At 58.3% G+C, this 23,486-nt stretch carries 20 protein-coding genes; 17 read left to right on the forward strand and 3 right to left on the reverse strand.

The annotated features are described in order from the left end of the window. Positions 1-36 precede the first annotated feature (36 nt). The 15 genes from BLP93_RS07350 to BLP93_RS07420 all read left to right on the forward strand — a co-directional run bounded on the left by BLP93_RS07350 (position 37) and on the right by BLP93_RS07420 (position 18,743). Positions 37-924, forward strand: coding sequence for a branched-chain amino acid ABC transporter permease (locus BLP93_RS07350; protein WP_092119347.1), 888 nt, complete (start codon positions 37-39; stop codon positions 922-924). 42 nt (positions 925-966) lie between these two features. Next, entirely contained in the window at positions 967-2,013 is a 1,047-nt protein-coding gene (locus BLP93_RS07355; RefSeq protein ID WP_092119350.1) for a branched-chain amino acid ABC transporter permease, read from the forward strand. 40 nt (positions 2,014-2,053) lie between these two features. Next, the gene (locus tag BLP93_RS07360; RefSeq protein ID WP_092119353.1) at positions 2,054-3,214 is read left to right on the forward strand and encodes an ABC transporter substrate-binding protein; all 1,161 of its coding nucleotides are present in this window, start codon (positions 2,054-2,056) and stop codon (positions 3,212-3,214) included. Positions 3,215-3,400: 186 nt separating this feature from the next. Further along, entirely contained in the window at positions 3,401-4,198 is a 798-nt protein-coding gene (locus BLP93_RS07365; RefSeq protein ID WP_092119356.1) for an ABC transporter ATP-binding protein, read from the forward strand. A 392-nt stretch (positions 4,199-4,590) separates the two neighbouring features. Continuing rightward, a complete protein-coding gene (locus BLP93_RS07370) occupies positions 4,591-6,306 on the forward strand; it encodes a diguanylate cyclase (RefSeq protein ID WP_092119359.1) in 1,716 nt (571 codons plus the stop codon). 173 nt (positions 6,307-6,479) lie between these two features. Further along, a complete protein-coding gene (gene rfbB / locus BLP93_RS07375) occupies positions 6,480-7,529 on the forward strand; it encodes a dTDP-glucose 4,6-dehydratase (RefSeq protein WP_092119362.1) in 1,050 nt (349 codons plus the stop codon). Then, positions 7,526-8,395 (forward strand): dTDP-4-dehydrorhamnose reductase, encoded by an 870-nt coding sequence (rfbD, locus tag BLP93_RS07380; RefSeq protein WP_092119366.1) that lies wholly within the window; start codon positions 7,526-7,528, stop codon positions 8,393-8,395. Before rfbB ends, rfbD begins: the two co-directional genes overlap by 4 nt. A 279-nt stretch (positions 8,396-8,674) precedes the next feature. Beyond that, positions 8,675-9,706, forward strand: coding sequence for a heat-inducible transcriptional repressor HrcA (gene hrcA / locus BLP93_RS07385; protein ID WP_092119369.1), 1,032 nt, complete (start codon positions 8,675-8,677; stop codon positions 9,704-9,706). A gap of 31 nt (positions 9,707-9,737) precedes the next feature. After that, entirely contained in the window at positions 9,738-10,355 is a 618-nt protein-coding gene (locus BLP93_RS07390; protein ID WP_244148676.1) for a nucleotide exchange factor GrpE, read from the forward strand. Positions 10,356-10,434: 79 nt separating this feature from the next. Then, on the forward strand, positions 10,435-12,345 hold the full coding sequence (gene dnaK / locus BLP93_RS07395; protein ID WP_092119372.1) for a molecular chaperone DnaK: 1,911 nt from the start codon (positions 10,435-10,437) through the stop codon (positions 12,343-12,345). 121 nt (positions 12,346-12,466) lie between these two features. Further along, complete coding sequence (locus BLP93_RS07400; protein ID WP_092119375.1) at positions 12,467-14,428, forward strand: ABC transporter substrate-binding protein; 1,962 nt, start codon at positions 12,467-12,469, stop codon at positions 14,426-14,428. 72 nt (positions 14,429-14,500) lie between these two features. Then, entirely contained in the window at positions 14,501-14,788 is a 288-nt protein-coding gene (gene gatC / locus BLP93_RS07405; protein ID WP_092119378.1) for an Asp-tRNA(Asn)/Glu-tRNA(Gln) amidotransferase subunit GatC, read from the forward strand. Positions 14,789-14,861: 73 nt separating this feature from the next. Further along, positions 14,862-16,358, forward strand: a complete 1,497-nt coding sequence (gene gatA, locus BLP93_RS07410; RefSeq protein WP_092119381.1) for an Asp-tRNA(Asn)/Glu-tRNA(Gln) amidotransferase subunit GatA — start codon at positions 14,862-14,864, stop codon at positions 16,356-16,358. Beyond that, positions 16,355-17,410 (forward strand): tRNA 2-thiouridine(34) synthase MnmA, encoded by a 1,056-nt coding sequence (gene mnmA, locus BLP93_RS07415; RefSeq protein ID WP_092119384.1) that lies wholly within the window; start codon positions 16,355-16,357, stop codon positions 17,408-17,410. The genes gatA and mnmA overlap by 4 nt, the downstream gene beginning before the upstream one ends. A 25-nt stretch (positions 17,411-17,435) precedes the next feature. Then, a complete protein-coding gene (locus BLP93_RS07420) occupies positions 17,436-18,743 on the forward strand; it encodes a MiaB/RimO family radical SAM methylthiotransferase (protein WP_092119387.1) in 1,308 nt (435 codons plus the stop codon). On the opposite strand, the gene BLP93_RS07425 is transcribed toward BLP93_RS07420, so the two are convergent. Further along, positions 18,731-19,129 carry a pancreas/duodenum homeobox protein 1 gene (locus tag BLP93_RS07425; protein ID WP_092119390.1) on the reverse strand — a complete coding sequence of 133 codons (399 nt, stop codon included), beginning with the start codon at positions 19,127-19,129 and terminating at the stop codon, positions 18,731-18,733. The two genes, BLP93_RS07420 and BLP93_RS07425, sit on opposite strands and share 13 nt — an antisense overlap. 228 nt (positions 19,130-19,357) lie before the next feature. Between BLP93_RS07425 and BLP93_RS07430 the strand changes: the two genes are divergently transcribed. Both BLP93_RS07430 and BLP93_RS07435 read left to right on the forward strand, forming a co-directional pair. Continuing rightward, positions 19,358-19,966: an electron transport complex protein RnfA gene (locus BLP93_RS07430; protein WP_244148677.1), complete on the forward strand. Its 609-nt coding sequence runs from the start codon at positions 19,358-19,360 to the stop codon at positions 19,964-19,966. An 85-nt stretch (positions 19,967-20,051) separates the two neighbouring features. Beyond that, the gene (locus BLP93_RS07435) at positions 20,052-21,155 is read left to right on the forward strand and encodes an NADH:ubiquinone reductase (Na(+)-transporting) subunit F (protein WP_092119393.1); all 1,104 of its coding nucleotides are present in this window, start codon (positions 20,052-20,054) and stop codon (positions 21,153-21,155) included. A gap of 26 nt (positions 21,156-21,181) precedes the next feature. On the opposite strand, the gene BLP93_RS07440 is transcribed toward BLP93_RS07435, so the two are convergent. Both BLP93_RS07440 and mqnC read right to left on the reverse strand, forming a co-directional pair. Continuing rightward, positions 21,182-22,414: a M24 family metallopeptidase gene (locus BLP93_RS07440; RefSeq protein ID WP_092119396.1), complete on the reverse strand. Its 1,233-nt coding sequence runs from the start codon at positions 22,412-22,414 to the stop codon at positions 21,182-21,184. 11 nt (positions 22,415-22,425) lie between these two features. Further along, entirely contained in the window at positions 22,426-23,469 is a 1,044-nt protein-coding gene (gene mqnC / locus BLP93_RS07445; RefSeq protein ID WP_092119399.1) for a cyclic dehypoxanthinyl futalosine synthase, read from the reverse strand. Between the last annotated feature and the right edge of the window lie 17 nt (positions 23,470-23,486).

Below are 23,486 nucleotides of genomic sequence, written 5' to 3' on the forward strand. Positions count from 1 at the left end.
CAAGATAAATTACCCAAAACCAGATAGCCACTTAACATGGAATACTACCTCCAACTTATCGTCAATGGTCTCGTGGTCGGCAGCATCTACAGCCTTGTGGCCCTGGGTTTCGTGATCATCTACAAGGCGACCAAGGTCGTCAATTTCGCCCAGGGGGAAATGGTCATGGTTGGGGCGTACATTTGTTTCGCCCTGACCGTGCAGATGGGGCTGCCGTTTCTGGTTTCATTTTTCATGACCCTGGCCTTTTCCGTTATCCTCGGCTTATGTATCGAACGAGTGATCCTGCGGCCGCTGATCGGTCAGCCCATTATCAGCGTAATCATGGTCACCGTGGGTTTGGCCACGGTCCTCAAGTCCCTGGTGCAGCTCTTTTGGGGCACCCAGATTCGGGTTTATCCGCCCATCCTGCCCACCACGCCGATCTGGATCGCCGGGGTTCCGGTGGCTCCGGTCTACATCGCGGCCTTTGCCCTCTCCGCGCTGCTCTTTGCCGTCTTTGCCTTGTTCTTCAAGTATTCCCGGACCGGCATCGCCATGCGGGCCACGGCGCAGGACCAGCAGGCGGCTCAGTCCATGGGCATCGGGGTGAAGAACATTTTCGCGCTGTCCTGGTGCATTGCGGCGGTGGTTTCCAGCATCGGCGGCATCATTTTGGGCAATATCAACGGGATCAATGCCCAGCTTGGTCACCTGGGCCTGAAGGTTTTTCCGGCGGTCATCCTCGGCGGGTTGGACAGCCTTCTCGGCGCTGCCCTGGGCGGGTTGATCATCGGCGTCCTGGAGAATGTGGCCGACGGGTTCATGCAGCAGGTCTTCAATCTGCCCGGCTTCAAGGAAGTGGCCGCCTATGTAGTGCTGGTGATCATTCTGATGATCCGTCCCTACGGCCTTTTCGGAACCAAGGAAATTGAAAGGGTCTAGGCCGAATGCGATACACGATTCAATCGATAAAGCAGGTTGCTCATGCGCGGTAAATGCGGACTTTTCCATACCTCCTACGCTTCGGAATCCCATTTTTTTCAAACGGGATTTCAGAAAATATGCCTGGCCGTCTTTCTCGGATTGATGCTTTGCTCCCCGCTGTTTTTGAGCAATTACCAGGTTTCCATGTTGATCATGATCAACATTGCCGTGATCGGCGCGGTGTCTCTGAACCTGCTTACAGGCTGCTGCGGCCAAATTTCCCTGGGACACGGCGCGTTCATCGGGGTCGGAGCCTATACCACGGGCTTGTGCACGCTGGCGGGCTGGCCTTTTTTCGCGGCCTTGCTCTTCGGTGGATTCGTCACGGCAGTTGTGGGCATGATCTTCGGCATTCCCTCGTTGCGCCTGAAGGGAATTTACCTGGCCATCGCCACTTTGGCCGCCCAGATGATTCTCAGCTATGTCTTTTTGCACTGGGAATCCGTTACCGGTGGAGCCATCGGCATGGGCCTGGACGCCCCGGTGGTTATGGGCATGGCTTTTGATAACGACGCCAGGATGTTCTATCTCACATTCGGCGTAGCCGCGGCCTGCGTGCTCCTGGTGGCCAACATTCTGCGCACGCGCCATGGCCGGGCTTTCGTGGCCATCCGCGATTTTCATCAATCCGCCGAGTCCGTGGGCGTGAACCTGTTCTCCTACAAGCTTCAGGCCTTTGCCGTGAGTTCCTTTCTGGCCGGAATCGCCGGCGGCCTCTGGGCGCACTACACCATGTACATCACCCCGGAGCAATTCGACATCATGCTGTCCATTCAGTATCTGGCCATGATCATCATCGGCGGGCTGGGCAGTGTCCTGGGAAGCATTTTCGGCGCCGTCTTCGTGGTCCTTTTGCCGGAAGGGCTGGGCATCCTGGCCCAGTTTGCCGGCACATTCTTTCCGAACATCAGCTCGTATTTTCTTGCCCTGCGCGAAGGCATCTTCGGCCTGATCCTCGTGCTTTTCCTGATTTTCGAGCCGGAAGGACTGGCCCACCGCTGGCGGCTGATCAAGGCGTACTGGAAACTGTATCCCTTTGCGCATTGATTCATATATTGTTTTGCACATGTTTCCAGGAGGGATTGAAATGAGACGTGCATTGATTGGCGTATTGACGGCCATGGTGCTTTTTATTGCCGCACCGGCTCTGGCCCAGATCAAGATTGGCGTGCTTTCCGATTTGAGCGGCCCGACTTCCGATGTGGGGCGGCCCTATGCCGACGGCATCCGCCATTGCATCGAATACCTGAACAAGCAGGGGGGGATTGCCGGACAGCCCATCGAGATGCTGCAGGTGGACTATGCCTATAATGTTCAGCAGGCCATCGCCGCGTACAACCGCTTCAAGAGTCAGGGTATCGTGGCCTTGCAGGGATGGGGCACGGCGGACACGGAAGCCCTGGTCCGTTTTGTGGCCCGGGATCAGATTCCGACCTTTTCCGCATCGTATTCCGGGCACTTGGCCGATCCCAAAAACGGCCCCTACAATTTTTTCGTTGCCGCGGACTATTCCACCCAGGGGCGGGCTGTCCTGCAATATCTGAAGGACAACTGGACAGAGGAACGCGCTCCGAAACTCGGCTTGCTCTATCCCAACCATCCTTACGGACTGGCGCCGATTCCGGCCATCAAGAGCTTTGCCGCGGAGTTGGGCTTCGAACTGATGGCCGAGGACAACGTGGGGCTGGGCGATATGGACGCCACAACCCAGCTTTTGCGCATGCAGCGTCAGGCGCCGGACTACATCTGGGTGGGCGGAACCATCTCCTCCACAGCGGTCATCCTCAAGGACGCCCAACGGATCGGCATGCAGGGCAAATTCATCACCAATATCTGGGGCAGCGACGAGCAGCTTTTGAAGCTTGCCGGACCTGCCGTGAACGGCCATTTGGGGCTGCACACTTCCGTTGTTTACGGAGCGGATGTTCCAGGCATGAAAGTCATCGAAGAGATGACCGGCGGCCGGCCGCAGATGATCCACTATGTTCGCGGTTTCGCTTCCATGTACGTCATGGCCGAGGCCATCCGGGTCGCAGCGGAAAAGGGCAGGGTCACAGGGCCGTCGATCCAGGATGCCGCCAGAAGCCTGCGCGATTTCGACCCCATGGGCCTGACTCCGCCCATCAGCTTTTATCCGGATGACCATCGGCCCAATATGTCCGTATACATCTATCAGTTGTTCGAGGATCGGATGGAACTCCTGACCGAACAGACCCTGGAGCGCAAACCGGAATGGCTTGGGCATTAGGAACGGTGGAGGTTGGAACGGGAGCGGGCGTTGCAGCGCTTTCCGTTTGGGCAGCGAAAGAACTAAAATCTCGTTCCGCCGTCTGCTATCCGCAACCATTATTTAACCTGCGAAACAGCAACATCGTCGTTTGGTGGTACTAGCGGAAAATAATGTTATCAAATTCGCAAAAGATAAAGTACAGTCATGGATTTGTTGAAGATTGAAAATCTCGAGGTCGTGTACAACGACGTCATTCTGGTCCTCAAGGGGCTTTCCCTGAAGGCGAGGCAGGGCCGGATCACGGCCCTGCTGGGCCCCAACGGGGCGGGCAAGTCCACCACATTGAAGGCTGTTTCCGGATTGATCCGCACCGAAGACGGCGAAATCACCGAAGGTTCGGTTCTTTACCAGGATCGCCCGATCCACAAGTCCCTGCCGGAACGAATCGTGCGGGACGGCATCTTTCAGGTCATGGAAGGACGCAGGGTCTTCGTGGACCTGAGCGTTGAAGAAAATCTGCGCTGCGGCGGCTTCACCCGCCCCTCGTCAGAATATCCTGAATCCCTGGCCAAGGTGTACGCATATTTTCCACGTTTGCAGGAACGCCGAAAACAGCTTGCCGGATATCTTTCCGGCGGCGAACAGCAAATGCTGGCCATTGGCCGGGCCCTGATGGCCAAGCCCAAGCTGCTGCTTCTGGATGAACCCTCCCTGGGCCTGGCTCCGTTGCTGGTGGAGGAGATCTTCACCATTGTCCAGCGCGTCAACCAGGAGGAAGGGGTAACCATTCTTCTGGTGGAACAGAACGCCCGCGCCGCCCTGAGTATTGCTCAGCATGGGTACATTATGGAAAACGGCCGGATTGTCATGGACGGCACCTCCGAGTCCCTGCTGAACAATCCGGACGTTCAGGAGTTCTACCTTGGCCTGGGTCATGGCGGCGAGAAACGCAGCTACCGCGACGTGAAGCACTATCGTCGACGCAAGCGCTGGCTGGGATAGCAGGCGCACTGCCCATCCTAAGTCCGGCTTTCTTCATGCCGCGGCCTCGCAGATTTTGTCACATCGCTGACAATGTCGCCTCTCGTCTGGTTGTCACCCGGCAGGAAGTGCCGTACCGGGGTGCGGCGGTCCCAGGGCAAGGTGGGGGCCGCATTGGGATGCGATACGACAAGTCCTGTCCGCAAGCCTGCCCCGTGGAGATGAGGAGCGGGCGTCCTTTCTCTGTGCCGAATCGTTACTCCATGCCTTCCTGGCCAATCATACTTCTCACGAGTTTGTTTCCCCCGCCGCGCTTGATCCGGCATTCCGGTCGATGATAACAATGGCACTCAAGAGGTCATTAAATCGACGAAAACCGCGGCATCCGACCGTAACATGGAATAGAATCTATCATGGTTGAGGAAACGAAAGACGCCATTGAGCCCCAACTGCAAGCATTGCGGGACATGTTCCGGCAGCGTTTGGAGGTTGACCTTCCGGAACTGCAACGCCTGGCAGACATGCTTCTGATCCGGAGCAGTCCCTTAATTAAGACGAACCTGATCGAACTGAACCGGATCTTGCACAAGCTGGCCGGTTCCGCCGGAACTTTCGGCTTTTCGGAACTCGGCGCCGCGTCACGGTACCTGGAGATCCGTGTGCAGCAATGGCTGCAGGGCGAAAACCCGAGCCTTCAGGATTTGCATGCCCTGCAGCGGGAAATCCACTCCTTGCGCGTTCATGTCGCCAGACGTCAGCCATCAAGATCATCGATGTCCATGATTCAGGCTGTCGTTGAAAGCATGCGGAAAAGCGACGAGATCAGCATCTGTCTCGCGGAGGCCGAAGAACCGTTTGCCGAGGAATTATCACGTATTTTTGGTCATTTTGGCTACACGGTCAATCGTCACATCCGCCTGGCCGAGGCTGCTGAAGGTCTGCACCGGTCAAAACCGGATGTCCTGATTCTGGATGTGACGTCCCATCCCGATGGGTTGAACACCATTGAGCATGTGGCCCTTTCGCCGGAATTTCAGGGTCTGGATTGCCCCATGATTTTCCTGTCCGACCAGGATACCTTTGAAATCCGAATGCAGGCCGCCAGAATCGGAGCCGAAGGTTTTTTTCTCAAACCCGTAGACATTCCCAGGCTTATTGATCGGGTGGAGCAGATTGTGCGCCGTAGACAGGCCCTGCCGTATCGACTTTTGATTGTGGACGACGATGAGGAACTGGCCCGGCATTATTCCTTGATCCTGCGTGGGGCCGGCATGGAATCCAGAACATTGAGCGATCCGGTGAGCATCTTTGAAGTTCTGGACGAATTTCAACCGGACTTGATCCTGATGGATCTGAACATGCCAGGGTACACCGGCGTCGACCTGGCCCGGGTGATCCGGATGCATGACGACTGGCTCAGCCTGCCCATTATCTATCTGTCCGCGGAAACCGATATCGACCAACAATTGTCGGCCATGAGCAACGGGGGAGACGATTTCCTGACCAAACCCATTTCCGACCGGCATCTGGTGGTCGCCGTTTCGGTGCGTGCCGCACGGATGCGCCAGTTGAACGAATTGATGGTCAAGGACAGCCTGACCGGACTGCTCAAGCACTCCAGGATCAAGGAGCAAATTGCCCTTGAATATTCCAAGGCCAGACGCGTAAACAGCCCTTTATGCGTGGCCATGCTGGACATAGACCATTTCAAGCAGGTCAACGACACCTACGGCCATGCCGTTGGGGATCAGGTGATCAAGGCCCTGGCGCATTTATTAAAGCAACGGCTGCGCAAAAGCGACAGCATCGGGCGCTACGGCGGAGAGGAATTCGCTGTGGCGCTGGTGGATTGCGACGCCGACGCAGCCATCGCGTTACTGGACGACATTCGGATGCGATTCAAGGAAATCCGCTTTTCAGCCGAGAAGGAAAACTTCACTGTGACTCTGAGCGTCGGCGCCATCATGGCCGCTGACTATCCTGAAGCTTCCTCGATACTTGTGGCTGCGGACGAGGCCCTGTACAACGCCAAACGGGGCGGGCGGGACCGGATTTGCCTTGGCGACTGCCTTCAGACGCGGCACGAAAACGAGACCGCACCCCACGAGATGCACGAGGCGGACGGATAGCGGATTAGAGAGTATAGCACTTCATCTTCCGAGTCTTTTTTTGCCGACATCACAAATCCTGGAGAATCGGGCGCGGCTGAACGGCGTGCATGGTCCGGGTCAGCGGGAATTTGACCTCGGCAAGCCACGGGGCTAGATACCCACTTCATTTTGCGCTTGAGAAGGAGACGCTCATGCAACGCCGTTTGACCCGGATCTTGGTGACGGGAGGTTGCGGTTTTATTGCCTCGAATTTCATTCTCACGCTGTTGGAACAGCGACCCGACCTGCATATCGTCAATCTGGACAAGCTGACGTATGCCGGCAACCGGATGAATCTGCTGGCCCTGGAACAGGACCCACAGCGCCTGGAGCAGCGCGCCCGCTACGTTTTCATCCACGGCGATATTGCTGATCCGGTATTGGTGCCGCGTCTGTTGTCGGAATACCGCATTCAGGCCGTACTCAATTTCGCCGCGGAATCCCATGTGGATCGCTCCATTCACGATTCATCCCCTTTCATCACCACCAACATCCAGGGCGCCCACAACCTGCTGGAAGCTGCCCGCAAGGCGGAGATCGAGCTTTTTCTGCAGGTTTCCACGGATGAGGTTTATGGAACGCTCGGCCCCACGGGGCTGTTCAGCGAACAAACCCCCCTGGCTCCCAACAGCCCGTACTCCGCGTCCAAGGCGTCGGCGGATCTGCTGGTGCGCGCCTACCATGAAACCTATGACCTGCCCACGGTGATCACCCGCTGTTCGAACAACTACGGCCCCTTTCAGTTTCCGGAAAAACTGATTCCCCTGATGCTGACCCTGGCCCAAGAAGATAAACCGTTGCCGGTATACGGCGACGGGGCCAATGTCCGCGATTGGATCCATGTCCTGGATCATTGTCGGGGCGTCGAACTGGCCATGGATCGAGGCCATTCGGGCGCGGTCTACAATTTCGGGGGCAATGCCGAGCGAACGAACATCCAGGTGGTGACCACCCTGCTTGACCTTTTGGGCAAACCTCATTCCTTGATCCGTCATGTCCAGGACAGGCCCGGGCACGACAGGCGCTACGCCATGGACTACACCCTCGCCGCACGGGAACTCGGCTTTGCTCCGAAGTATACCTTTGAGCAGGGGCTACGGGAAACAATCCTGTGGTATCAGGACAACCGGGAATGGCTGGACCGGGTTCAGGACGGCAGCTACCGGGAATTCATGAATGCATGGTATGAGGATCGGCAATGATCTCCCCCACAGCTCCCAAGGTTTTGGTTCTGGGCGGCAAGACGGGGCTGCTGGGGCAATCCCTGTGCGCCAGTCTTACAAAAGCGGGTTGGCAGACTGTTTCCGTTGGGCGTGACGACCTGGATCTCTTCGACCAGGATCGGGTTGCCGCCTTCCTAGACGACCACGAACCGGACATCATTTGCAATACCGTGGCCTATACCCAGGTGGACCAAGCCGAGGACGAACCAGAAGAGGCCGCGCGTCTGAATCATCGGCTGCCCGCAGCCCTGGGCCGGTTGGCCAAGCAACGGAATATCCGGCTGGTCCACTACAGCACCGACTTCGTCTTTGACGGAAAAGCCGCCACGCCGTATTGCTCCGAAAGCCCGACCAGTCCGCAAAGCGTCTACGGCAAGACCAAGCTGGCCGGCGAGAAGGCCCTCCAGGACCTTGGCCTGGACCGGTTGACCATCATCCGCACGGCATGGCTTTTCGGGCCGGGGCGGACCAACTTCGTGGCCAAGATTCTTGCTCTTGCCGCCCAGCGAGCTTCCTTGAACGTCGTCCACGACCAGACCGGCTCTCCCACCTATACCCCGGACCTCGCGGACTATTCCGTGGAACTGCTCAAGGCGGAAGGAACGGGAATTTTTCATCTGGTGAACTGCGGCTGCGCCACATGGTGCGAACTGGCCGGGGCCGCGGTGCAAGCCAAGGGACTGCAGTGCGACGTCTTTCCCATCCCTTCGGACCAGTATCCGCAAAAAGCCAAGCGACCGGCCTATTCGGTGCTGGATACCTGCGCCTTCACAACCCTCACCGGCATCAAGCCCCGCCCCTGGCTCCAGGCACTCAGAGAGTACGTCTTCCAGCACCTCACCTGATCCCACACATCAAAATCTTTGCCGAATCGAAATCCAAATCACAATCGCAATCGAAAACACAATCACCCTCGAACCATAACCCAAACTCAACAGCACATCCCGTATACCTCATACCCGGCGCTGGAATCCGGCTCCCCGCCACCACCACGTCGCCAGCGTCGAGCGCGTCTTGTAACTGCTTTTTTCAGGCCAAAAAACGATCGTTCCTTGACAGAACCTATTCACATATTTATTGGGACTAGCACTCTCTCACATCGAGTGCCAGCAAGGTAAGGCAATATGGAACTGCAAGCACGTGAAATAGGCGTCCTGGTCACGCTCATCGAAGACTATATCCAAACAGCCGCGCCAGTCGGCTCAAGGACTATAGCCAAAAAATCCAACCTGAATCTGAGTCCGGCCAGCATCCGGAACATCATGGCCGACCTGACCGAAAAGGGCTACCTGGAGCAGCCCCACACATCTGCCGGCCGCATCCCATCCTCACAGGGATTTCGTTTTTACGTCGACTCACTGATGAAGTATTCTCCTCTTTCCCCGGAGGAGCGGAATCAGCTTGCGGCCAGCCTGGGCGATGGAAAACTGGACGTATCCGAGTTGTTGCGCAACGCTTCACGACTGCTGTCGGCCTACACCAGGCAGGTGAGCATGATCCTTGCTCCCAAGGCCACGAATATTGGGTTCAAGCACATCGACTTCATCCTGCTGAAGGCCGGTCTGGCCATGGCCATACTGGTGGTGGAGGGCGGCATTGTCCGCAACAAGATCGTGACGATTGACCCCGAACTGGGCACGGATGACCTGACCAAGTACAGCAACTATCTGAACCAGCTTTTTCAGGGCCGGACCCTGTCCCAGGTCCGGAGCAAACTGTTGCAGGAAATGGACGCCGTCCAGCGCGAATATCAGGCGGTCAGCCAGCAGGCGCTGGTTCTGGCCCAACAGGTTTTCAGCGAAAACAGTCCGAGAGAAATGTTCGTCGAAGGCACCGTCAATTTTTTCACCCATCCCGAGTTCGCCAACCCGGCGAAGCTTCAGGAACTTTTGCGGATGCTCGAGGAACGGACCCAGCTTTTGGAAATTCTGGACAAGGTTTCCAAACCCGATGGCATTTCCATCATCTTCGGGCGCGAGGAAGATCAGGAGGGATTGCGAGAATTTACTTTGATCTCGTCGCCCTACCTGGGACAGGACGACCCTCTTGGCGTCGTCGGCATTATCGGGCCGATCCGGATGGATTACGCCAAGGTCGTCCCGTTGGTTGAGTTCACGGCCCAGGTCATCAGCCGACTTTTGAAGAATCGTTTTTGATGGACATCAAGATTTTGCAAGGAGGAATTTCATGCCAGGAAAAGAGCAGAAAGCATCACCGGACAGCAATGCCAAAAACGCTGCCGGAGACAATATCGACATGAAGGATCTCTTGGATAGCGAAGATCAGGTCATGACTGGGGAGCCCGAAGTTGTCGTGGATGACGACGAACTGCTGCGGCTCTGCAAGGAGAAGGTTTGCACGCAATGCCAGGAGCTGGCCAAGGTGCAGGATGAAAAACTGCGCATGGCGGCGGAAACGGAAAACCTGAAAAAAAGATTGCACCGTGAAAAAGAGGAATTCTGCAAATTCGCCACGGAATCCGTGCTCGAAGATCTTTTACCGGTCCTGGACAATCTTGATCTGGCCTTGGAGCATGGACGCAAATCCGGGCAAGGGCTCGATCTCCTCAGCGGCGTGGAAATGACCCGCAAGCTTTTTCTGGACATTCTGAGCCGCCATAATCTGGAGCCTCTCGGTGAAGCCGGAGAGGACTTTGATCCCGCATGGCATGAAGCCCTGGCGCAACAGCCCGACCCGGAACTCGAGCCGGGCAAGATCTGTCAGGTCGTCCAGAAAGGCTATCGCCTGAAAGGCCGTCTGCTTCGGCCGGCCAAGGTGCTGGTCAGCACCGCATGCAGTCCATAACTTTCAATTTCGTCCCTTTACAAGCCGCCATTCAAACTTAACTTGCACAACATACAAAGCTTTCAGGAGGATTTTGAACATGGGAAAAATAATTGGGATTGATCTTGGAACAACCAACAGCTGCGTTTATGTCATGGAAGGCAAGGAGCCGAAGTGCATCTCCAACCCCGAAGGCGGGCGTACTACCCCTTCCATCGTTGCCTTCACGGACAAGGAGCGTCTGGTGGGCGAAATTGCCAAAAGGCAATCCGTAACCAATCCCGAAAAGACGATTTTTGCAATCAAAAGGCTTATGGGCCGCCGGTTCGACGCTCCGGAAATCAAGGCCTGGAAAAGCAATTCTCCCTACAAGATCGTGGAAGGGAGCAACGGCGACTGCTACGTGGACATTGACGGCAAGAAATACAGCGCTCCCGAGATTTCCGCGATGATTCTCCAAAAGCTGAAATCCGATGCAGAGGCCTATCTGGGTGAAACCGTTACCGAAGCCGTGATCACCGTTCCGGCCTATTTCAACGACAGCCAGCGCCAATCCACCAAGGACGCCGGACGCATCGCCGGCCTGGAAGTGAAGCGGATCATCAACGAACCGACCGCGGCCTCCCTGGCCTATGGCTTCGACAAAAAAAAGAACGAAAAGGTCGCGGTCTTCGATCTGGGCGGCGGCACCTTCGATATTTCCATTCTCGAGGTCGGCGACAATGTCGTTGAAGTCAGAGCCACCAACGGCGACACTTTTCTCGGCGGCGAAGATTTCGACCACCGTGTGATTGACTATCTGGTGAACGAATTCAAGCGCGACAACGGCATCGACCTCTCCAAGGACCGCATGGCGCTGCAACGGCTCAAGGAAGCCGGGGAAAAAGCCAAAAAGGAACTTTCCACTTCCATGGAAACCGAGATCAACCTGCCGTTCATCACCGCGGACCAGAACGGGCCCAAGCACTTGCTGATCAAGCTTTCTCGGGCCAAGCTGGAAACCCTGGTGGAAGACTTGGTGGCCAAGACCATTGAGCCTTGCAAAAAAGCTTTGGCGGATGCCGGGTTGAAGACTTCGGACATTGACGAAGTCATCCTGGTCGGCGGCATGACCCGCATGCCCCTGGTCCAGAAAAAGGTGCAGGATTTTTTTGGACGTGAACCGCACAAAGGCGTGAATCCCGACGAAGTGGTGGCCATGGGCGCGGCCATCCAGGGCGGTATCCTGGCCGGCGACGTGAAAGACGTGCTTCTCCTGGACGTGACGCCGCTTTCCCTGGGCATCGAGACCCTGGGCGGAGTCTGCACCAGGTTGATCGATCGCAACACCACCATTCCCACCCGCAAGAGCCAGGTCTTCACCACGGCGGCGGACAATCAGCCTTCGGTGTCCATCCATGTCCTGCAGGGCGAACGGCCCATGGCCTCGGACAACAAGACCCTCGGCCGGTTCGAACTGACCGGCATCCCACCGGCGCCCCGCGGCATGCCCCAGGTCGAAGTCGCCTTTGACATCGACGCCAACGGCATCGTCAACGTTTCCGCGAAGGATCTGGGCACGGGCAAGGAGCAGTCCATCAGGATCACCGCGTCCAGCGGCCTGTCCGAAAGCGAAATCCAGAACCTGGTCAAGGATGCCGAGGCCCATGCCGAGGAGGACAAGAAGAAACAGCAGCTCATCGAAGCCCGCAATCATGCCGACTCGCTGATCTATGCCACGCAGAAATCCATCACGGATCTTGGCGACAAGCTGGATTCCGTGCTTCGCGGGGAGATCGAAACCAAGATCGAGACCCTGAAGAAGCTGATGGAGGGCGATGACGAGGCTGAAATTCGCAAGGCGTCCGAAGAGCTGGCCCAGGCATCGCACAAGCTGGCGGAACAGCTCTATGCCCAGAAAAGTGGCGCGGAACAAGGCCCGCAGTCCGGCGACCAGCCAGGATCGTCCCAGGCTTCCGGCTCCAAGAAAGACGACGACGTCGTGGATGCGGACTACACCGAGGTGAAGTAGCCGCCTCCGCCAGTCGCCTTGACAGGCCGTTCTACGACTATCTATACCTCAAGCCTGACCCGTTCCACGGGTCAGGCTTTTTTTTTGCAGTCTCTCACCTGAGGTTTCCCGGAGTAATTGAATGATTTTGCGGCACATTGCCTCGCTATTACTGTTGTGCATGTTCTTTCTCGTTCTTCTTGGCGGTTGCGTTGAGAAGAAACGCCTGCCCCCCGTCGCTCCTCCCGTGGCGACTACCGTGGAGAGCCTGGTTCTTCAGGCGGACAGAGCCTGGCAGGCCGGCGATTATCAGCGCAGCAAACAGCTGTACGAACTTCTCGTCTCGGAGCCTCTGGATACGTCCCTCCAGTCGTTGGCCTGGGAGCGACTTGCGGTCAGTTCCCTGCGAACCGGCGACTACGCCCGCTCCCAGGATGCCCTGATTCGCGCGGCATTGCATGATCCGACCCTGCGGCAGCAATGGATATGGCATGAGTACAGGGTCAAAGCGCTTCTGGGCATGGGCAGGGGTGACGCAGCCGAGGAATACCTGCGTCAACTGATGGCGCAACCGGAAACACCGTGGTCCCTGCGTTCTTCAGCCGGCGTCCGGCTCTCGGAAATATATCGTGAATTCAGGGACTACGATGCTCTCAGTTCGCTTTTCTCGACCCTGTATGATTTGGCGCCCGACGAAGGCGCCAGGGCCGAGGTGGAGCGTATTGCCGTCCGGATCGCCAGGGAAATCCCGGACAGGGCACTGGAGCACCTTACGGGTCTGGTGCTGCCCGGGGATGTCGCTCTCTTTCCGAACGCCGTGTTCCTGTGGGAGCAACGCCGCCGGGAAGTCACGGAAAGTCCCGAGGCGTGGCCGCAGGTCAGGATGACGTTGAACCGCCTTTTGCAGCAGGGGGATTGGGCCGATGTTGATCCTTTCGCCGCGGAACTGGAAGACCTTGATGAGCAGTTCGGTCTCCCGGGAGTCTGCGTCGGATTGATGGTTCCGCTGGACGGCGTGCTGGCCGAAACCGGCTGGAAAATTGTGCGCGGAGCCGAGGCCGGTCGCAATGCCCTGCTGGAAGACGGCATGACCCTGCGGTTGGAGATCATCAATTCCCAGGCCCAGGACGTGCTGGATACCCTCGCCACGATGGCTCCGGAGTGCGCCATTGTCGGCGGTCCGGTTCAGCGCGAGACCTGGGACCGGATTCAAGCCGCGGGGCTGGCTGCGCATCGTAATTTCTTTACCTTTCTGCCGACCATGGGCGAGGAACAGGAGGGCAGTCTTGCCTGGCGGTTCTTCGGCAGCCCGCGGGATCAGGTCCATGCCCTGGCCGACCTGGCAATAAATGAAATGGGCATTCACGACATGGCGGTGCTGTTCCCCCAGGACCGTTTCGGAGAGCACATGGGTGAGGCCTTTACCGCCGAAGTGTCCAACCTGGGAGGGCGCGTTAGGGGATACAGAAGTTACCAGCCCGGGGAGCATGCGACGTGGGGCGAGTCCGTGGCCGGACTTTTGGGCGTACAGGCACAAGTCCGCCGGGGGCGAAACGAAGAAGCCCGGATGCCCAATCCGCCGTTCCAGGCGATCTTCATTCCGGACAGCCTGCGCAACGCGGAGATGCTTCTTCCGCAGTTTTTCTACTATGATGAACAGCGGCTGCTTATTCTCGGTCCTGAAATATGGAGTCAATCATGGATTCGACGCGCGGAGCAAATGGAGCAGCAGTACTTCCGGCTGGCGGTCATGCCCGGCGGATGGTGGCCTGAAAATCCGTCCCCCGCGACCAGGGAACTGACGCGGCTTGCCGAGGAATCTGGCCAGCCCGTCGATTTCTGGGTGGCTCTGGGCTATGACTTCATCCGCATGAGCTCCCGGCTGGGCCACACCTCCCGGGTCCTGCCGCCTGAAAGGCTGAATGCCTTGTTGTGGGAAGCCGCGGATTTCGAATGGAGCATGGCGCCGCTGTTCTGGGACGAACAAGGCAGGGCCCGCCAATCCATGTTCCTCTTCCAACCGACATCCCGGGGTCTGACCATCATGGATCCGGTCGCGCTGCGCAACCAGATTGACCGGATTCGGATGCGTTTTTCCCGGTGATGTTTGTCTCTTCGCCGTCATAAACAGCAAGTATTCTGACGACATGTCTTCAAAATCCTCCAGGAGCTGGAAATGAGCATTAGTACTGATGAAGTGGCCAAGGTGGCTGGTTTAGCCAGGCTGAATCTGAAACCGGAAAAGCTCGAGCAGTTTGCCGGCCAGTTTAACGATATTCTCGGCTACATGGAAAAGTTGAACGAACTGGACACCTCCGGAGTGGAGCCGCTGTTTTCGCCGGTGAACCATGAAACGGTCTTCCGGGACGACGACGTCCGGCAGGAGTACAGCCGGGAGGAAATTTTGGCCAACGCCCCGGAAACCGACGGAAGCTACTTCATCGTTCCTCGTATTGTCGGCTGATTCGTATTGTTGAGCATTGCCGACGTTCACCCATTTCGTTCAATTTCATTAAAACAATAGATCAAGGTCATTCATGTCTGAATTCCATTTGCACTCCATGGCTGCGATTCGCCGGCAACTGGCCGCCGGCGAAGTCCGGGTCGAGGACGTGGTCCGTTCCTGTCTGGACCGGATGGACGCTCTGGAACCGTCCATCCGCGCCTTCGTCACCCGGGCCGACGAGCAGGCCCTGAACCAGGCCCGGGAAATGGACCGCGTCGGGCCTGGAGCGGACAGCCCGGCAACCAAGCCTTTGTGGGGCGTGCCCCTGGTCATCAAGGACGTGCTGACCACCAGGGGAATACGGACCACCTGCGGCTCAAAGATGCTGGACAACTTCACGCCGTGCTTCGATGCCGAGGCCGTGACCCGGCTGCGCGATGCCGGGGCCGTCATCCTGGGCAAGGTAAACATGGATGAATTCGCCATGGGTTCTTCCACGGAAAATTCCGCCTACAACACCACGGCCAACCCCTGGAAGCTGGACGCCGTGCCCGGCGGTTCCAGCGGCGGCTCGGCCGCTGCCGTGGCCGCGCGGATGGGCTTTGCCGCTCTGGGCACGGATACCGGCGGATCCATCCGTCAGCCCGCGGCCTTCTGCGGCGTGGTCGGGCTCAAGCCCAGCTACGGGCGTGTCTCCCGTTACGGCCTGGTGGCCTACGCATCCTCCCTGGACCAGATCGGCCCAATGACTTTGAGCGTTGAAGACGCCGCACTGTTGCTGCGGGTTATCGCCGGTCATGATCCCAAGGATTCCACCAGCGCCGACCGGCCCGTGCCGGATTATCCGGCCCTGCTGGCCGAGCGCGCCGATCTTGCCGGCCTGCGCATCGGCATGCCCGAGGAGTTCTGGGGCGAGGACGGCCTGGAGCCGGACGTGGCCGAAGGCTGTCGGCAGGCCACGGCCCTGGCCGAGGAACTGGGCGCGACCTGCGTGCCGATCTCTCTGCCGCATACGCCCTATGCCGTAGCCGCATATTATGTTGTGGCCACGGCCGAGGCCAGCTCCAATCTGGCTCGGTTTGACGGAGTGCGCTACGGGTTTCGGGACAAGGACGCCCAAGACCTTATCGAGATGTACCGCAATTCCCGCAGCAAGGGCTTCGGCGAGGAGGTTCAGCGCCGGATCATGCTCGGCACCTACGTGCTGTCATCGGGCTACTACGACGCCTATTACAAGAAGGCCGCCCAGGTCCGCCGTCTGATCCAGCAGGATTTTCTGGCGGCCTTTGAGCGTTGCGACGTGATCTGCGGACCGGTCACGCCCACAACCGCTTTCGGCATGGGCGAGAAGACCTCGGACCCGCTGCAGATGTATTTGACCGACATCTTCACCATCTCCCTGAATTTGGCCGGCCTGCCCGGCCTGAGCCTGCCCGTCGGCCTGGGCAAGCGCAGCGGCCTGCCGGTGGGAATGCAGATTTTCGGTCCGGCTTTTCGGGAGGACCTGCTGCTCCAGGTTGGCCATGTCCTGGAACGACGCCTGCCTCGGCTGCCCCTGCCCACCGGAGTTTCCGCCCTGATCCGATGACCGTTGCCGTGGCCGTCAGCGGGGGCCGGGACAGCCTGCTGGCCCTGGCCCTGCTCCGGCGGCAGGAACGCGATTTGGTCGCGGTCCATGCCATGCTGGCTTCCGAGACTGATCCCGCGGTCCTGGCCGGACTGCGGGGAAACTGCCGCGCCCTGGGCGTTGCGTTCCAGGTTCTGGACCTGCGTGAACAGTTCGAGGAGCTGGTGGTTGCGCCCTACATCCAAAGCTATTTGGAGGGCCGCACGCCAAACCCGTGCGTCTGGTGCAACGTCAGGATCAAGTTCGGCCTGCTTCTGGATGCCGTCCGGGAACAGGGTGCCAGCACCCTGGCCACCGGCCATTACGCCCGCCTGAAGCTTGAGGACAGCCGCCCAGGACTGTGGCGGGGAACGGATGCGGCCAAGGATCAGAGCTACTTTTTGGCCCTGCTCTCCCCGGAACAGCTCCGGCCTGCGGCCTTCCCCCTGGAAGATCATCACAAGCAGGACGTCCTGCCGGAACTTGATCGCTTGGGACTGACGCCGCCGCTGCCCGGCGAAAGCCAGGAGGTCTGCTTCATTGCTGACGATTACCGGGATTTCCTGGCCCGACGGCTACCGAACCTGCCGCCTCCCGGTCCCATTGTCCTTGAGGATGGCAGAACCGTGGGCCGGCACAAGGGCTTGTGGCGCTACACCATCGGCCAGCGCAAGGGATTGGATATTGCCTGGAGCAAACCGCTTTATGTATTGCGCAAGGACGTGGCCACCAATCAACTGGTCGTGGGCGAACGCACCAGATTGCTCAGTGACGCCTGCCGGCTGGAATCCGTCAATTTTCTGGTCCCGCCCTCGGTCTGGCCGGATAATCTTCTCTTGCAGACCCGCTACCGCCAACGACCTGAACCGGCCCGTCTGACATCGCCGCCGGAAACCAACCACGAATCACCATCCGTTTCCGATATGATTGTGCTGTCATACCCCGACCCCCGCGAACCCGCTGCATCCGGTCAGATCGGCGTGATCTACTCCACACAGGGCCAGGTCCTGGCAGGCGGAGTGATCAGCTCCTGATTTTTTTTATTTGAAGAAACAGACAATGCAATTTTTCTTGACCACCTTCGGTTGCAAGGTCAATCAATACGAATCCCAAGTCATTCTGGAACGCTGGACAGGGCAGGGGCATGTGCAGGTTGCTGACGCCTCACAAGCTGAAGTGATTCTGGTGCATTCCTGTGCCGTGACCGGCAAAGCCGTGGCGGATCTGCGCAAGTCCGTGGCCGCATTGCACAGGGCAGCACCGGATGCGGAGATCGTGATCGCCGGATGCGCTGCCCAGACCTTTGCCTCGGAACTGACCGGACTTGGCGGCGTATCAAGGGTTGTCGGCCTGAAGGACCGCGAACAGCTCCTGCGCGGGCCGCTGCCGTTTCCTGCTCGGGATTCGGCAGAAGATCATGGAAGCATGCTCGCCGGGATCAGCCGTTTTCAGCGGGCCCGTGCCCAGGTGAAGGTTCAGGACGGCTGCTCCCATGGGTGCACCTACTGCATCGTACCCTTGGCTAGAGGGGCGGCTCGGAGCCGGGAGCCGGGAGCGGTGGTGGAAGAGGTGGGCAATCTGTTGGCCGCGGGATACCGGGAGGTGAGCCTGATCGGTATTAACCTGCGGCTTTACGGGCGGGGTCTGGATGAGCGGATGGATTTTTGGGATCTGGTGCGGACTTTGGAACGAACTTTCGCGCCGAAGTGGGCGGGCCGGGCGAGATTCCGGCTCAGCTCGCTGGATCCGGCGATGCTGGGAGCCAAGGCCATGGACGTGATCGCCGGCTCCCGGATGCTCTGTCCGCACCTGCACCTTTCGCTGCAAAGCGCCAGCGAGTCCGTATTGGCAGCCATGAATCGCGGGCATTACCGACCCGGACCGGTGCAGGAATTTTGCCGCGAACTGTCAGCGCATCTCGGGGTGCTCGCCCTGGGCGCGGACCTGCTGACCGGTTTTCCCGGTGAAGAGGACGCGCACTTCCAGGAAACCCTGGATTTCTGCTCCGCCTTGCCCCTGACCTACGCTCACGTCTTTCCCTTTTCGCCTCGCCCCGGAACCCCGGCGGCCGAACGTACGGACCCGGTGCCGGAAAACGTGCGCCATGGGCGGGCCAAGGTATTGCGGGGACTGGCGGATCAAAAACGCAGGCAGTTCTGGAGCGATCTCGTGCAACGGGAAGAGCTGACCATGGTCGTGGAAGGCGACGATCCTGGGCAGGGCATGTGTGAATACTACGTACCATGCCGGCTCGAATCGGATGCGCCGGGCGGGGCTGTTCGCGAGTTGCTCCGTGTTCGTCCTCTACGCGCCGGAAAAAAGGCTTTGGTCTGCCTCCCGTTAAGGGACCAGGATCACTCGGGTTGAATCGTGATCGTCAACGGAATGGCATGTAGGTCATGGCTCCTGGGCTCCGTCTGGCCCAGTTTCCACTGGAGCCGGGAGGCGGGCAAATCAAGCGTATCGGCCACCTCCTCGACGATTTTGCGGATGTTGATCACCGGATGTCGTGAAAAAACAGCGGGCAGGCCGTAGGTCAGGTTGCAGGCCAGGCACTTGCCGGGACGTTGAACCAGCAAGAACTGAAACTGCACTTTTTCGCCGTTTGCGCCGGCGAAGCCCATTTGAATGTCAAATGCCGCATCATCGGCATCCCCGTACAAGGCTTCAAAAAAATCATGGCTGCGTTCAGGTGGGAAAATTTGCTCGAGCACTTCCGGTGTGAACACTGCCTGCATGTTTTGTGATGTCATAACAGTATCTTTTTGATATTATTAAGTGAAATATTGTTTGCCAATTGCCCTCAGCGGCCGGATACTGCAAGCAATGTCCATGGCTGTCAACAATCCGAATGAAGAGTCGCGATAACTACTCGGGCGAGTTTTGTTTTTCCCTATTGCTTACGCCGCTCCACGGTACAGCTTGCCACCGGCTCCGGCCCGGTCTAGGTTCTTCAGAGCCGCCGCGATGAGGAGATACAAATGGAAGAAGCAGCCAATCTGACAAGTCTGGCCCCGGTCATGTTGATTTTCATTTCCGCTGCCTTTACGGACAACATCTTGTTGGCCCGCTTTCTAGGGATGTGTTCGGTTCTGGGCGTATCCAAGAAGGTGGACACCAGCCTGGGGCTGGGGGCAGCGGTGATCTTCGTGACCACCTGCACTTCGGGATTGAACTATCTCGTCTATAAGTATCTGCTTGTTCCATTGGAGCTGGAGTATCTGCGACTGATTGTGTTCATCGTGGTTATTGCCGCCTTTGTTCAGTTCGTGGAAATGCTCGTGGAACGTGTCTCCGAAGGACTGTATAACGCCCTGGGAATTTTTCTGCCGCTGATCACGGTTAACTGTGCCATTCTTGGTGTATCCCTGTTCATGCTCGGCACGCCTTACAATCTCCTGCAAACCTTGGCCTTCGGCGCCGGCGCCGGCACAGGCTGGGCGCTTGCCATTGCCATCATCGGAGGCATCCGGGAGAAGATCAACGAACAGGCGCTGCCCCGCGGACTGGCCGGCCCCGGCATCACCTTGATCATTATCGGGATCATGTCTTTGGCATTTATCGGTTTTTCCGGTATGATCAAGATCTAATGCAACTTCTGAGCTGATTCATGTAACCATCAATAATGATTGCGCCAATGCTCCTTCCTTCTGAACCTGCAACTTCCAAAACCACATGATTTTTTCCATCGGCGTAGCTGTTGGATTTCTTTCGACCGTCACGCTTTTGCTGGCGTTGCTTCTGCTGTTCGCCGAACGCAGGATTCTCAATTACGGTCCCTGCACCCTGGACATCAACGAGGGCAGGAAGACCCTGGTGGTGAACGGCGGTTCGACGTTGCTTTCCAGCCTCGGCGAGAACGAGATCTTCATTCCTTCGGCCTGCGGCGGACGGGGAACCTGCGCCTACTGCAAGGTCAAGGTTCTGGAAGGGGGTGGAGTGATCGGTCCGGTGGAAGAGTCCAATCTTTCATCTGAGGATGCCAAAAAGGGGGTGCGGCTTTCCTGCCAGGTCAAGGTGCGACAGGACATCAAGCTGGTGATCCCGGACGAATTGTTCCTCGCGAAACGTTTCCAGGGCAAACTGATTCGCAAAAGGCTATTGACCTACGACATCGTCGAGCTTCGGATTGCCCTGATTCAGCCGGAAACCATTCAGTTCGCCGCGGGGCAGTACATCCAGTTGGAGTCCCAGGAGTATCTGGGGCGGGATGCGGTGATGCGGGCCTACTCCATTTCCTCGGTCCCCTCGGATGATCGGCATGTGGAGGTGATCATCCGCAGAATGCCCGAGGGCATCTGCACCACCTGGGTTTTCGACCATCTCGAAGAAGGCCGGGAACTCAATCTGAGCGGGCCCTACGGCGACTTCAAGCTCAAGGAAAGCAAGGCGCCTGCGGTTTTCCTGGCCGGGGGCAGCGGAATGGCGCCCATCTGGAGCATCCTCAGGGACATGAAGGAACAAGGAGACGACCGGGAATCCTATTATTTTTTCAGCGGTCGCAACCAGGACGACCTCTTTTTCACCGAGGAACTTTTCGCCCTGGAAAAGGAACTGCCCAACTTCCGCTACATCCCCTGCCTGACCCGGGAAGACAAGGGTTCCAGCTGGCAGGGCGAGCGCGGGCGTGTCCCCTTCATCCTGCCCAAATACATCCCCGATGCGACAAAATTTGAAGCCTACCTCTGCGGGTCATCCAACTTCATCGATTCCTGTGCCGCCGCCCTGAAACAGGCAGGCATCAACGAGAACAGCATTTTCTACGACAAGTTCGAGTAGCCCAGAGCTTCGACGATCCAACCGGTTCACGTTCCGGAAACGCTGATCATGGAAAAGTCGTTTCCGGTCAGGCAGCGTCCGCCGTCGGCCGTGATCTCGAAGGTGTTCTCCACGCCGACCATGCCCAGCCCCGGCAGGCCGATCTTGGGTTCCAGGGCCATGACCATGCCTTCTTCCAGTGGGTCCTCGAATCCTTTGGCCAGTGCCGGCCATTCGTCGATGGCCAGGCCGATGCCGTGCCCCAGGAAACGGACCTTGTTCCCTCCCAGGGCCATGAATCCCTCGGACCAGCCCTCCCGGTCGGCCCACTCCCAGCAGTGCTGAAAGAGTCGGCCGGGGATCGCGCCGGGACGCAGGTTCTCCGCCAGCCAGTTCTGGACGGAAATGCAGAAGTCGTGCGCTTGGCGAGGCTGATGGGGAATGTCCGCGGCGCTGCCCGCCCAGTAGATCTGCGTCTTGTCCGTATGGTAGCCTTCCAGGCCGAAACCCACGTCCAGAACCAGCGGTTCGCCGCTTTTCCACACTTTTCCGGCATAGCCCATATGCGTGACAGCCGGATGCTGCCCGCGCAGCCCTACAGGTCCGTCGAACACGCTGGGATAATTGGCGCTGTCTCCGGCAGAGACATGGCCCAGAAAAATTTCCTCACCTGGGTTTTGCATACGCAACAGGCCATGATGGCCCTGGCTGAAAAAGACGTCCCAGATCTGGACGGAGATTTCGCGTTCGGTCATTCCCGGCGCAATTTGCGCGGGCAGCAGCTCCCGGAGGCAATGGTCGTGCCGGGCGCCGATCAGGCGCATCTTGGCCAGTTCCCAGGGCGTCTTCACGGCTCTGGTCTTGTGGATGATGCTGTCTCCGGCGACCAATTCATGCGCCTTTAGATGCCTGTCCAGTCCCTGACCCAGAGCCCAGGACAGCCCGGTCATTTCCACCGCGGCCACGGCCGATAGCTCGGATCCCGCCTCCTTGATCAGACCGGGCAGTTCACGAAACGAGCGGTAACTGAACACCTGTTCCACGCTTGATTCCAGTCGGACCCGCTCGATGCCTTTCCGGACCAGCAGAACGGGCGGACCTTCCAGAGGCAGCCAGAAAACGCCGTTGGCCCAGGTTCCGGTGAAGTAGTAGATATTCATGCGGGAGAAGACGAGGATTCCGCCCGCGCCAGGCAGGGCAGTCCGCATCAGTCCACGGCATCGTTCCCAGCGCAAGGACAGTTCTTCTTCGGCGATCCGCTCCAACGCTTCAAACGCCATCTTATTCTCCATTATTCCTGCTCGGCCTCAACCAAGGTATAATCCATTTTTCGGCGCATCGGCGTGAATCCGGCTCCCTGCACAATGGCGCGCAGTTCCTCTTCCGGCAGCAGAAAGCGCACGCCGGCGGCGGCGACCACGTTTTCCTCAATCATGGTCGAGCCCATGTCGTCCGCCCCCCAGAGCAGGGCCATCTGGCCGACGGACGGCCCCTGGGTCACCCAGGAGGCCTGGATGTGCGGGATGTTGTCCAGAAAAAGGCGGCTCAGGGCCAGGAACTTGAGATACTCCACGGAGGAAGCCTCGGGGACGTCGATTTTGGTGTTCCGGGGCTGGAAGGTCCAGGGGATGAATGCCGTGAAGCCGCCAGTCGCATCTTGCAGTGCGCGCAGCTTTTCCAGGTGCTCCAACCGGTCTTTAATTGACTCGCCATGACCGAACATCATGGTCGCGGTGGTTTTCAATCCCTGGCCATGGGCGCAGGCCATGACCTCCAGCCAGGCGTCGGCGGAACACTTTTGCGGGGAAATCCTGTCGCGGACATGATCCACCAGAATTTCCGCGCCCCCGCCGGGTATGGAATCCAAGCCCGCTTCGGACAGCCTGGCCACCACATCCGCGATGCTCAACCCGGATGATTCCGCCAGGTAGGCGATTTCCGGCGGGGAAAAACCGTGCACGGCCACCTCTGGAAAATCCCGCTTCAGAAAGCGGAGCATTTCAAGATAATAATCCAACCCCAGTTCCGGATTCATCCCGCCCTGAAGCAGAATTTGCCGTCCGCCCAGCTCCAAGGTTTCCTGGACCTTGATCCCAAGCTCCTCACGACTCAGAACATATCCTTCGGCATGGCCCGGAGGACGATAGAAGGCGCAAAATCGGCATCCGGAAACGCAGATGTTGGTGTAGTTGATGTTCCTGTCCACGATATATGTAACCACCGGCCGGGGATGCAGGGCCATTCTTCGCGCATGGGCCATGGCTCCGAGCTCGATGACGTCCTGTTCGTTCCACAGTTTCAATGCTTCCGTCGTAGTGATTCGCTGCTGCGCCATATTCAACTCCTGACCAT

The organism is Desulfonatronum thiosulfatophilum (assembly GCF_900104215.1).
Taxonomy (GTDB): Bacteria; Desulfobacterota; Desulfovibrionia; order Desulfovibrionales; family Desulfonatronaceae; genus Desulfonatronum; species Desulfonatronum thiosulfatophilum.